11 protein-coding genes are annotated in these 11,244 nt (G+C 63.1%); 7 read left to right on the top strand and 4 right to left on the bottom strand.

Annotated elements, in window-relative coordinates; genetic code table 11:
• The 3 genes from JHD59_RS20880 to JHD59_RS20870 form a co-directional block, all read right to left on the bottom strand.
• Window positions 1-1,207: hypothetical protein (locus JHD59_RS20880; protein ID WP_199155664.1), on the bottom strand; the 1,207-nt coding region annotated here is incomplete at its 3' end.
• Window positions 1,204-1,632: a DNA polymerase III subunit chi gene (locus tag JHD59_RS20875; RefSeq protein ID WP_199155663.1), complete on the bottom strand. Its 429-nt coding sequence runs from the start codon at window positions 1,630-1,632 to the stop codon at window positions 1,204-1,206. The genes JHD59_RS20875 and JHD59_RS20880, both read right to left, overlap by 4 nt.
• On the bottom strand, window positions 1,619-3,184 hold the full coding sequence (locus JHD59_RS20870) for a leucyl aminopeptidase (RefSeq protein ID WP_199155662.1): 1,566 nt from the start codon (window positions 3,182-3,184) through the stop codon (window positions 1,619-1,621). The genes JHD59_RS20875 and JHD59_RS20870 overlap by 14 nt, the downstream gene beginning before the upstream one ends.
• A gap of 193 nt (window positions 3,185-3,377) precedes the next feature.
• On the opposite strand from JHD59_RS20870, the gene lptF reads away from it, so the two are divergent.
• The 7 genes from lptF to JHD59_RS20835 all read left to right on the top strand — a co-directional run bounded on the left by lptF (window position 3,378) and on the right by JHD59_RS20835 (window position 10,641).
• Window positions 3,378-4,478: an LPS export ABC transporter permease LptF gene (gene lptF / locus JHD59_RS20865; RefSeq protein WP_103317677.1), complete on the top strand. Its 1,101-nt coding sequence runs from the start codon at window positions 3,378-3,380 to the stop codon at window positions 4,476-4,478.
• A 13-nt stretch (window positions 4,479-4,491) separates the two neighbouring features.
• Window positions 4,492-5,568 (top strand): LPS export ABC transporter permease LptG, encoded by a 1,077-nt coding sequence (lptG, locus tag JHD59_RS20860; protein WP_199155661.1) that lies wholly within the window; start codon window positions 4,492-4,494, stop codon window positions 5,566-5,568.
• A gap of 1 nt (window position 5,569) precedes the next feature.
• Entirely contained in the window at window positions 5,570-8,140 is a 2,571-nt protein-coding gene (locus JHD59_RS20855; protein WP_199155660.1) for a [protein-PII] uridylyltransferase, read from the top strand.
• Between the two features lie 65 nt (window positions 8,141-8,205).
• Window positions 8,206-8,772: a GNAT family N-acetyltransferase gene (locus tag JHD59_RS20850; RefSeq protein ID WP_199155659.1), complete on the top strand. Its 567-nt coding sequence runs from the start codon at window positions 8,206-8,208 to the stop codon at window positions 8,770-8,772.
• Window positions 8,773-8,788: 16 nt separating this feature from the next.
• The gene (locus tag JHD59_RS20845) at window positions 8,789-9,568 is read left to right on the top strand and encodes an alpha/beta fold hydrolase (RefSeq protein ID WP_199155658.1); all 780 of its coding nucleotides are present in this window, start codon (window positions 8,789-8,791) and stop codon (window positions 9,566-9,568) included.
• Window positions 9,556-10,101 (top strand): GNAT family N-acetyltransferase, encoded by a 546-nt coding sequence (locus tag JHD59_RS20840; RefSeq protein WP_199155657.1) that lies wholly within the window; start codon window positions 9,556-9,558, stop codon window positions 10,099-10,101. Before JHD59_RS20845 ends, JHD59_RS20840 begins: the two co-directional genes overlap by 13 nt.
• A 57-nt stretch (window positions 10,102-10,158) precedes the next feature.
• Complete coding sequence (locus JHD59_RS20835) at window positions 10,159-10,641, top strand: MaoC family dehydratase (RefSeq protein WP_199155656.1); 483 nt, start codon at window positions 10,159-10,161, stop codon at window positions 10,639-10,641.
• Window positions 10,642-10,706: 65 nt separating this feature from the next.
• Here JHD59_RS20835 and JHD59_RS20830 read toward each other — a convergent pair.
• Window positions 10,707-11,244, bottom strand: a 538-nt coding sequence (locus JHD59_RS20830; protein ID WP_199155655.1) for an IMP dehydrogenase, incomplete at its 5' end; no start/stop codon positions are given.

The following is an 11,244-nucleotide window of genomic DNA, read 5'->3' as shown; positions in this document are numbered from 1 at the left end:
GTGCTGGCTCGATCTCCTCGCCCACTGCTTCAAGCGCATCTTGCTCGTTCGCCAACGCCGCCACCGCTTCTGCCGCCTCCAGCGAGTCCGGAATGGCGGGGAGGCCTTCGGAGACAGACGATCCCGCGTTCTCGTCGTCCGACGAGTCCGCCTGCGCAGCCAGCTGCGCGCGCTCTTCCGCTAAGACTCGCTCCGCCTCCTGCAACACATCCTGCAGCGATGGCACCTCAGGAGCCGTCTCGCTTGCGGGCTGGCCTTCTGGCTTGGGCAAATCGTTCAGCCATTCCAGGCCGGTCTCCGGCGCCGGCTCGCGGCCGATGCCGCCGCCCAGTACGCCGCTGGGCAAACTGTCCAAGGGGATGGAAACAAAAGGCTGGGCCGCATCATCCTGCGGCGCGTCCGGTTCCGCCGGGCTTGCCAGCGAAGCCTGCGCCGCCTCGGCCTGCAGCTCCGGCACGGGTTCGGCAGGAAGCGCCTCTTGAAGCTCCGCCACGCTGGATTCATCTGCAGGCAATTGCGCAGCGGCGGCGGCCACGTCGTTCCAGCTCAAATCCTCGCCAGCGGCGCTTTGATTGGCAGGCGCAAGCTCTGGCACGGGTTCGGCCGCTAGCGTCTCTTGAAGCTGCGCTACGCCGGATTCATCCGCAGGCAATTGCGCAGCGGCGGCAGCCACGTCGCCCCAGCTCAAATCCTCGCCAGCGGGGCTTTGATCGGCAGGCGCAAGCTCTGGCAGCGGGGCGTCGTCTTGCGCAATGGAAGACAAGTCCGGCAAAGACTCCGGCTGCAGATCCGCCGCCTCGACAAAAGCCTCCAGCCCCGGCTTGGCCGCAGCCGGCTCACGCGGCTCCAGCACAAAGTCGAGCGCGGTATGTTCATCGGGTGAAGCGGATGCGTCGGTCAGCTCCAACGAGGGCAAGGAGCTGAAGTCCAGCATGGGAGAGGCGGGCTCCGCCGCCAGCTCCTCGCCGGCCAGCAGATCCTCCAGCGTCAGCTCGGGAATTTCCAGAGCTACGCCGCCAGCCCCCGGCGGTTCCTCCGTCAGCTCATGTTCCAGCAGGTCCAACTCAGAGGAAAAATCGAACTCGGGCACGTCGATGCCGGCTTCTTCGGCCAGCGTCGGCACGGCCTGCTCGTCCACCACCTCGGTCAGTACCGGCAGATTCAATCCGGACCAGTCGGGTTCATTGGCTTTCGGCGACTCAGTCATGTCTGCGTTTGACTCATGTCGTGATGTTCGATTTCGCAGCCTCGCTCTCGGTAGGCGCGGAAACGCTCGCGGGCAGTCGCCAGCGAGGCCGAATCGCGCCCCACGATTTCAAGAATGCGCGTAAACCGCTCGAATGCATAGGGCACATACGGTCCCAGATTCAACAGCACCGGATGCGCCAGATCGTCCGGCAGCGTCGCGGCCAGCCAAACCGGCGTCTCGGCCGCTTCCGCCGCCTCAAGCCTGCAATGCGGCACGAAGCGGGTATCGCCAAAGCTCCACAAACGGTTGCTGAACACATCGACGCTGCGCTCGCTGTCCAGCCAGATCAGCAACCGTTCCTTCTTGCGCTGCACCGTATCCGCCAACCGGCAGGCAAACTCCTGCGGGTCGGCGACATTGGTGTAAAAATCAATCTTGGTCATCTTCCGCCACTTCGGGCGCCTCACGGCGCGGACGGCCGCGGCGCACCACGTTGCCTAGCGCGATGTCGGCGCGATCCTGCAGGAATTGCACCAAGAGCGGCACCGGACGCGCGGTGGCGCCCTTGTCCTTGCCGCCCTTCCAAGCGGTGCCGGCGATGTCCAGGTGCGCCCAGTCGTAGGCCTTGGCATAGCGCGACAGGAAGCAGGCCGCGGTGATGCTGCCGCCCGGACGGCCGCCGATATTGGCCATGTCGGCGAACGGGCTCTTCAGCAGTTCCTGATATTCGTCCCACAGCGGCATATGCCAGGCGCGGTCCGCCACTTCCTCGCCCGCGGCCAGCAGTTCGCGCGCCAAGCTGTCCTGGTTGCTGTACAGGCCGGTGGCGATATGGCCCAGCGCGATGACGCAGGCGCCCGTCAGCGTGGCCACATCGATGACCGTGGCCGGATTGAAGCACTCGGCATAGGTCAACGCGTCGCACAGGATCAAGCGGCCTTCGGCATCGGTGTTCAGGATTTCAATGGTCTGGCCGGACATGGAGGTGACGATGTCGCCCGGCTTGTTGGCGTTGCCGTTGGGCATGTTCTCGCAGGCCGGAACGATGGCGATGACGTTCAGCGGCAGATTCATTTCCACCGCGGCGCGGAAGGCGCCCAGCACGGTGGCGGCGCCGCACATGTCGTACTTCATCTCGTCCATGCCCTCGCCCGGCTTCAACGAAATGCCGCCGGAATCGAAGGTGATGCCCTTGCCCACCAGCACGATGGGCTTGTCGTTCTTGTCCTTGGCGCCGTTGTGCTTGAGCACGATCAGGCGGGCCTCTTCCACGCTGCCCTTGGCCACGGACAGGAAGGAATGCATGCCGAGTTCGGCAATCTCGCTGGGGCCGAGGATTTCCGCGGCCGCGCCGAAGGTTTCGGCGACTTTGCGCGCTTCGTCTGCCAAATAAGACGGCGTGCACACATTGCCCGGCAAATTGCCCAGATCCTTGGCCAGCTTCATGCCGTTGCCGATGGCCAGGCCGCGTTGCAGGCCCTTCTCGCCGTCGGCCAGATCGCTGCGCCGCGGCACGGCCAGCGTCAGCTTGCGCGGCTCGCGCACGGACTCATCCTGTTTGCTCTTGAAGCGGTCGAAGCGGTACAGCGCGTCCAGCGTCACCACGGCGGCCTGTTCGATCATCCACTCAACGTCATGTTTCTTGACTGTCAGTTCGGACAGATAGCTCACCGCCTCGCCGGCGGCGGTCTGGGTCAGCGCCTTGATCGAAGCGCGAACGGCCTCGCGGTATTCCTTGGCGCGGAAGTCGCGCTCCTTGCCCAGGCCGACCAGCATCACGCGGTCGCACAGGGTATGCGGCACCGAATGCAGCACCAGCGTGCTGCCCAGCTTGCCCTCCATATCGCCATGGCGAAGCACGTCGCTGATGAAGCCGTTGGAGATGCGATCAAGCAAATCCGCGGCGAAAGTCAGTTTGCGGGATTCGTAAACGCCGACGATCACGCAGGCGACGCGCTGCTTCTCCGGGCTGCCGCTTTTTATGTTAAATTCCATAGGTACTCCGCTGTAGAACGAGTGTCGTTGCCCACCTCATGACGGCCGTCTAAGCTCGGGGAAGACGGACGGCTAGGCCGCCATTGAACGCAGGATTGTTGTTTGGTCCGATTTTGCCGGAAATGGCGCTTCAGGATTGTCTCATTGAATTATCACAATGCTTTTCATAAAAAGTCAAAAAGGCACTGAATAAATGGTTTTTCAAAAAAGCCTGACACGCGAGTTGACTTTCACCGCCCTGGGCGTCTTCGTCGTGTTGTTGGCCATTATCGTATCGACCCAGGCCATCAACATGCTGGGCCGCGCCGCCGAAGGCCAGATCGCCAATGAGGCGATCACGGCGCTGATCGGTTTCTGGACACTGGGATTTTTTCCAGTATTGATGATTTTGACGGTTTTCGTCAGTGTTCTGGTGGTGCTCACCCGCACTTGGCGCGACCACGAAATGGTAGTGTGGCTGTCGGCGGGCCTGTCGCTGCGCGACTGGATCTGGCCTATCATGCGTTTTACCTTGCCGCTGGCGATTCTGGTAGCCGGCGTCACGCTATTCGTCGGACCATGGGCCGACCAGCGCAGCCAGGACTACGCGGAAATCATTAAACGGCGCGAGGAAGTCTCCGCCATCGCACCCGGCGTCTTCAAGGAGTCCTCCTCCGCCACCAAGGTTTACTTCATTGAAAATTACACTGGCCAGAATAGCGCGGCCTCTAATATTTTCATGCAGGACATGACCGACGGCAAAGTCAGCACGGTATTCGCCAAGCACGGCTACATCACCACTAAAAAAGACGGCGAACGGGTGCTGGTGCTGGAAGACGGCACGCGCTATGTCGGCGACCCGGGCAAGGCCGATTACCAGGTCGGCAAGTTTAAACGCTATACCGCCAGCATAGGCGAAAGCCAGATGGCCACCGGCCCGGCCGGCAATCGCCAGTCCATCCCCACCCGGCAATTGCTGGGCAGCAGCAATCCGGAATACAAGGCGGAACTGGCGTGGCGGCTTTCCATGCCCATCAGCTGCATCCTGCTGGCGCTGCTGGCGCTGCCGCTGTCCTACTACAACCCACGCAGCGGCCACACCTACAATCTGCTGTTTGCCTTGCTGACATTCTTCGTTTACCAGAACGGCCTCACCGTGGCCCGGAACTGGATCGCGCAAGGCAAGACCGGCGTCTGGTCCATCGCGCTGGTCCATGCCCTGCTGTTGTTGCTGGCGCTGGCCCTGCTCAGGCATCGCAACCGCCCCCAGCTTCCGTTCGGCCAGTCTCTGGCCCAGATGTTCGGCAAAAACTGACACGTACACACCGATGAAACTGATCCACCGCTACATCATCAGCACGCTGACCCAGTCCACGCTGTTCACTCTGCTGGCGCTGCTGGGCCTGTACGGCTTTTTCGACCTGCTGGGCGAGGTGCCGATGCTCGGTACCGGCAATTACAACGCCGGCGCGATGGCCACCTATGTGGCGCTGCTGGCCCCAGGCCACGCCTATGAGCTGATGCCGCTGGCCGTCTTGATAGGCGGCATGGTGGCGATGACCCAGCTGGCCAGCTCCAGCGAATACACGGTCATCCGCACCTCCGGCGTCACGCTGAAACAGATCGCCGCCACGCTGCTGAAGTTTGGCCTGGGCTTCGCCGTGCTGACCATCGTGCTGGGCGAATTCGTCGCCCCGTGGTCGATGCAGGAAGCCGAACGCGGCAAGCTGACCGCCACCCACTCCATCATCGCGCGCGAATTCCGCTCCGGCACCTGGGTGAAAGACAATCAGAACTTCATCAATGTGCGCGAAATGCTGCCGGACAACACCCTGCTAGGGGTGCGCATCTATACCTACGATCAGGACTTCAAGCTGGTGCGCACCCAATTGGCCGAGCGCGGCACCTTCGCCAAGCAGGACCACGCCTGGCAACTGGAAAACGTCAAGGAAACCGTGCTCTCCAGCGACCACACCACCAGCGCCTTCTATCCCACGCTGCGCTGGAAGTCGATTGTCGAGCCGGCCATTCTGTCGGTGCTGCTGGTGGTGCCGGAACAGATGTCGGCGCTGAACCTGCTGACTTATATCGAGCATCTGAAGAAGAACAAGCAGCAAACCCAGCGCTATGAAATCGCGCTGTGGAGCAAACTGTTCTACCCGCTGGCCTGCATTTCGATGGCGCTGGTGGCGCTGGCCTTCACGCCGCAACAGCGACGCCATGGGCAACTCGGCATCAAGCTGTTCGCCGGCATTTGCCTGGGTGTAAGCTTCCACTTCGTGAACCGCCTGTTCGGCCACCTGGGCCTGCTGTACGACTGGAACGCCATCCTGTCGGCCACCCTCCCCACGCTGATCTTCTTCCTGGGCGGCATCGCCATCATCACGAGACAGGAAAGGCGCTGACATGACGCTTGCGGCCACTCCTCTGCAACACTGGCGGCAGACGCTGGCCGACAAGCGACAACAACTGGCCGAGCGCTACCGCGAAACGCGCGACGCTCAAACCTATCTGCGCCGCTACTGCCAGGCGGTGGATGAGGCGCTGCAAACCCTGTGGCGCGAACAAGGCTTGGACGGCGAGGCCAGCCTGGCGGCGGTGGGCGGCTACGGCCGCGGCCAGCTGTTTCCCGGCTCCGACATCGACATCCTGATCCTGCTGCCGGACCCGACGCCGGCCGACATCAACGACAAAGTCACCCGCTTCATCGGCCTGATGTGGGACATCGGCCTGGAGATCGGCCACAGCGTGCGCACGGAGGCGGAATGCCTGCGCGAGGCGCAGTCGGACATCACCATCGAAACCAATCTGCTGGAAAACCGCCTGGTGGCCGGGCCGGTCACGCCGTGGCTGCAGCTGATCCAGAAGCTGGAAGCCCAACGCGACCCGCTGGCCTTCTTCGAGGGCAAAACGCGCGAGCAGCAGCAACGCCACACCAAACACTTCGGCGTCAGCAACAATCTCGAGCCCAATCTGAAAGAAAGTCCCGGCGGGCTGCGCGATCTGCACACCATATTATGGATCAGCAAGGCGGCCGGCCTGGGCGACAACTGGGACGCACTGGTGCGGCGCGGCATCCTGACCCTGGCCGAAGCGCGGCTGATCAAGCACAGCGAGGAACAGCTGCAGAAGCTGCGCATCGACCTGCACCTCTTGGCCCGCCGCCGCGAGGACAGGCTGATCTTCGATCTGCAGCAGCAGATGGCCCAGGCCTGGAACCTCTCCGACACCCCGGCCAAGCGCGCCAGCGAGCAGCTGATGCAGCTGTACTTCCGCGCCGCCAAGACCGTGAACCAGCTCAACGGCATCCTGCTGCCGAATCTGCGAGGCCGCATCTACTGTCAGGTGCCGCGCGTCACCCAGCACATCAACGAATACTTCCACGCCGTCAACGGCATGCTGGGCATCCGCGAAGTCAACGTCTTCGACAAGCATCCGCACGCCATTCTGGAAGCGTTTCTGACGCTGCAGCGCCACCCGGAGCTGTCCGGCTTCGCGCCGCGCATGCTGCGCGCGCTGTGGCACGCCCGCAGCCAGATCAACGAGCGCTTCCGCCAGGATGCGCGCAACCGCGTCACCTTTCTGCAGATCTTCCGCGAACCGTCCGGCCTCACCCGCACCCTGCGGCGGATGAACCTGTATGGCATTCTGGGGCAATACTTGCCCAACTTCGGCCAGATCGTCGGCCAGATGCAGCACGACCTGTTCCACGTCTACACCGTGGACGAGCACATCCTGATGGTGGTGCGCAATCTGCGCCGCTTCGCCATCAGCGCCTACAACCACGAGTACCCGTTTCTGTCGCGGCTGATCAACGACTTCGAACGCCCGGAAGCCTTGTACCTGGCCGGCCTGTTCCACGATATCGCCAAAGGCCGCGGCGGCGACCACTCGCAGCTGGGCATGGCCGACGCCGAAGTCTTCTGCCGCAGCCACGGCTTGCTTGAAGAAGATTGCGCGCTGATCGTCTGGCTGGTGCAACACCACCTGACCATGTCCAGCATCGCGCAGAAGCAAGACATCTACGACCCGGAAACCGTCGGCCGCTTCGCCGAACTGGTGCAGACGCCGCGCCGCCTCGCCGCCCTGTACCTGCTGACGGTGGCCGACATCCGCGGCACCAGCCCCAAGGTGTGGAACACCTGGAAGGCCAAGCTGCTGGAAGACCTGTACCACGCCACGCTGCGCGTGCTGTCGCGCGGCGGCGAAACCGACATCGCTTCGGAACTCGAAGCCCGCAAGAACCAGGCCCGGGCGCTGCTCCGGCTGCACGCCATCCCGGACGGCGTGGAAGCCGGACTGTGGGCGCAGCTGGACACCGTCTACTTTCTGCGCCACGAAGCCAAGGAAATTGCTTGGCACGCCCGCGTATTGAACCGCCAGCTCACGCCCGACGCGCCGCAGGTCAAGGCGCGGCTGGCCGACGACCATGACGGCATCCAGGTGCTGGTCTACTCGCCGGACCGGCCGGAACTGTTCGCCCGCGCCTGCGCCTTCTTCGGGCGCACCAATTACAGCATCGCCGACGCCAAGGTCTATACCACGCGCCACGGATATGCGCTGGACACCTTCCATGTCTTCGTGCCGGAACATCACGATGGCGACTACCGGGACATGATCAACTTCATCGAGTTCGAGCTGGCCGCCACGCTGGCGCAGGACAAGCCGCTGCAGTTGCCGCCGCAAGGCCGCATCAGCCGCCATCTGAAGCATTTCCCGATCACGCCGCAGGTATCCATCCGCCCGGACGACAAGGACAATTACTTCATCCTGTCCATCGTGGCCGGCGACCGCCCCGGCCTGCTGGCCCGCATCGCCAAGGTGCTGGCCGATTATCGCCTCAACGTGCAGTCGGCCAAGATCATGACGCTGGGCAGCCGCGCCGAGGACTCTTTCCTGATTTCCGGCCCGGGGCTCAAAGACGACAAGACCGCGTTGGCGCTGGAAGCGGAGCTGATCGCAGCGCTTCGCATCTGAACAATCTAGTTTGAATATCCGGCTCGCTTTGTTACCATTGCATTGCACAATGCAAGGAGCATTAAGTGAGCGCCATCCTGCTGGACATACCCGATCAAATCGAAAGCCGCCGTCTGATTCTGCGCAGCCCGATGCCTGGCGATGGCCCCGCCGTCCACTCCGGCGTCGTGGCCACGCTGGAACAGTTGCGCGCCTGGCCTGCCTCCATGCCCTGGGCGCAGGCAGAACCCTCAGTGGAAGCCTCGGAAACCTTTTGCCGCCAAGGCCGCGTGGACTATCTGGCGCGCAAGAACCTGCCGATGTTGCTGTTTCTGAAAGAGGGCGGCCACTTCATCGGCGCGTCCGGCCTGCACGCCATCCACTGGAAGCACAAACAAGCTGAAATCGGTTATTGGTGCCATCGGGCATGGCAAGGCCAGGGCCTGATCGGCGAGGCGGTGAAAGCCGTGAGCGACTTCGCGCTGACGCGGCTGCAATTTCGCCGCCTGAGCTGCCTGCCCGACACGCTGAACCTGGACAGCCGCCGCGTGGCGGAGCGCGCCGGCTTCCAGCTGGAAGGCATACTGCGCAATGAACGGATCGCCCCGGACGGCAGCATCCGTGATACCGCCCTATATGCCCTGACCAACTAAGCCCTGAAGTTTGATAATGAAATCGCACCGACTCACCCAACCCGCCGCTCATCTGCGCTATCACGACATTCCCGGCCATGGCGCGCCGCTCGTCATGTTGCACGGCATAGGCTGCGCCTCCTCCTTCGACTATCCGCGCCTGCTGGCCGAACCCGGCCTGGCCGGCCGCCGCGCCTTGCTGGTCGATCTGTTGGGCCACGGCTTCAGCAACAAGCCGGAAGATTTCAGCTACACGCCGCGCGCCCAGGCGCAAGCGCTGGCGCCATGGATCGAACATCTGGACTTGCGCGGCTTTGACCTGTTCGGCCACAGCATGGGCGGCAGCGTCGCCATCGAACTGGCGACACTGATGCCGGATCGCATCGGCCATCTGATATTGGCCGAACCGAATCTGGACAGCGGCGGCGGCACCTATAGCCGCGCGCTGGCGAATTGGGACGAGCAGGACTACATCGCCCGCGGCCATCAGGAGATCATCGCAACTTCTGGGGGTGACAATCCCAACTGGGCCGGCAGCATGGCTGTCGCCTCGCCGCAGGCGGTGCACCGCGCGGCGAAAGGACTGGTCCAAGGCAGCCCGGTCAGCTGGCGCGAACAATTGCTGGCATTGCCCATGCCGCGTTGCGTGATTTTCGGCGAGCGCTCGCTGCCGGACCCGGATACCGAATGGCTGCCGCAGCATGGCATTACCATCCGCATCGTCTCCGACGCCGGCCACTCGATGGCCTGGGACAATCCGTCAGGGCTTGCCGCCGCCATTCATGCCGCTCTGGAATTCAACGCATGCCATCCCTGACGCTATCTGGAGATACCCCCCGCCTGCGCATCGAGCCCTTGACGGAAGCGCATGCCGATGAACTGTTCCGGTCGTTTCAGCATCCGGAGCTGTACCGCTTCATTCCGGAACGCCCTCACCGCTCGTTGGAATCGATGCGCGCCGAATATCGCGAATTCGCCGGCGGCACGCCGGCCGACAGCGGGGAAATCTGGCTGAACTGGGCGATGCGCCTGAAGGCTGACGGCACCGTCATTGGCACCTTGCAAGCCACCCGCTTTGCAGACGGCAGCCAGTGGCTGGGTTATAAACTGGCGCCCAGCCACTGGGGGCAAGGCCTGGCCAGCGAGGCTGTCGCCTGGCTGATTCGCATGCTGGAAAACTGGCTGCCATATGGTCCCTTGCTGGCGGCTGTCGATAGCCGACACCCAGCCTCGCAGCAAGTGCTGCGCAAAAACGGCTTCGTCAAACTACGGGACGAAGCGGCAGAACTGCATGGCGAGGCCTCGACCGACTGGATTTACATTTACCGATCAATACATTCCACTCTTTGACCATCTGCTCGACTGCCGTTATGCTGGCCTTCTGATTACGTTAACGTAAGTTCAATCATGCTCTACTTCGAAGACCTGCAGCTCGGCCAGCGTTTTTTCAGCGCCAGCCATACTCTGAGCGAGGACGAAATCATCGCCTTCGCCCGCCAGTTCGACCCGCAACCGTTCCACACCGACCCGGAGGCAGCGCAACACACCATCTTCAACGGCCTGGCCGCCAGCGGTTGGCACACCAGCAGCCTGACGATGCGGCTGGTGGCGGAATCTGAGTTGGGCCGCGCCGCCAACGGGCTGATCGGCATGCAGATTGACAAGATGCGCTGGCCGCAGCCGACGCGCCCCGGCGATACCTTGCAAGTGGAAGTGGAGGTGCTGGACAAGAGGCGCTCTGGCAGCCAGCCCGGCTTCGGCGTGGTGAAGGTCAAATGGACCACCCGCAACCAGGACGACGCCATCGCCATGCAGCTGGAGTGCGCCATCTGGCTGCAATGCCGCAGCGTCGCCGCGCGAGACAGGCCGACGCTGGCCCGCGCGGACTGATCGCAGACAAGAAAACGGCCGCGGGCAAAAGCCGGCGGCCGCATCTCGCCTCAGGCGCTATCCGATCAACGGTAGACCTGGATCATCTCCACCTCGCGCAAGGCGGACAGACAGTCCCCTCCGGCGTAGCTGACCGAAGATTGCAGGTCTTCCTGCAGTTCGCGCAGCAGCTTGCCCATGCTGCCCTTGTACTCGACCAGAATCTTCTTGCCTTCCACGTTGACGTAGGCGCCCTTGTTGAACTGCGAGGCGCTGCCGAAGTATTCCTTGTAGTGCTTGCCGCCGATTTCGACGATGTCGCCAGCTGACTCGTCGTAACCGGCAAACAGCGAACCGGCCATGATCATGGTGGCGCCGCACACCAGCGCCTTGGCGATGTCGCCATGCTCGACGATGCCGCCGTCGGCGATCACCGGCACCGTCACCGCGGACACGCAGTCGCGCACGGTGGACACCATCGGACGGTGGAAGCCGGTCTTGTTCTTGGTGATGCAGACGCGGCCGCCGGCAATGCCGGCCTTGATCGCGTCGCAACCCCAGCTTTCCAGATCACGCGCCGCTTCGGCGGTGGCCACGTTGCCGCCGATCAGGAAGGTATTGGGG

Origin of the sequence: Chromobacterium sp. ASV23 (assembly GCF_016428945.1) — a bacterium.
Classification (GTDB): Bacteria; Pseudomonadota; Gammaproteobacteria; order Burkholderiales; family Chromobacteriaceae; genus Chromobacterium; species Chromobacterium sinusclupearum.
The sequence above is the reverse complement of the archived record's forward strand: the minus strand, read 5'-3'. Positions and strand labels throughout refer to the sequence as shown.

Excerpts from the sequence above, each read along its gene's own strand:
- JHD59_RS20875 (WP_199155663.1), bottom strand. The coding sequence starts at position 1,632 with ATGACCAAGATTGATTTTTACACCAATGTCGCCGACCCGCAGGAGTTT.
- JHD59_RS20870 (WP_199155662.1), bottom strand. The coding sequence starts at position 3,184 with ATGGAATTTAACATAAAAAGCGGCAGCCCGGAGAAGCAGCGCGTCGCC.
- lptF (WP_103317677.1), top strand. The coding sequence starts at position 3,378 with ATGGTTTTTCAAAAAAGCCTGACACGCGAGTTGACTTTCACCGCCCTG.
- lptG (WP_199155661.1), top strand. The coding sequence starts at position 4,492 with ATGAAACTGATCCACCGCTACATCATCAGCACGCTGACCCAGTCCACG.
- JHD59_RS20855 (WP_199155660.1), top strand. The coding sequence starts at position 5,570 with ATGACGCTTGCGGCCACTCCTCTGCAACACTGGCGGCAGACGCTGGCC.
- JHD59_RS20845 (WP_199155658.1), top strand. The coding sequence starts at position 8,789 with ATGAAATCGCACCGACTCACCCAACCCGCCGCTCATCTGCGCTATCAC.
- JHD59_RS20840 (WP_199155657.1), top strand. The coding sequence starts at position 9,556 with ATGCCATCCCTGACGCTATCTGGAGATACCCCCCGCCTGCGCATCGAG.
- JHD59_RS20835 (WP_199155656.1), top strand. The coding sequence starts at position 10,159 with ATGCTCTACTTCGAAGACCTGCAGCTCGGCCAGCGTTTTTTCAGCGCC.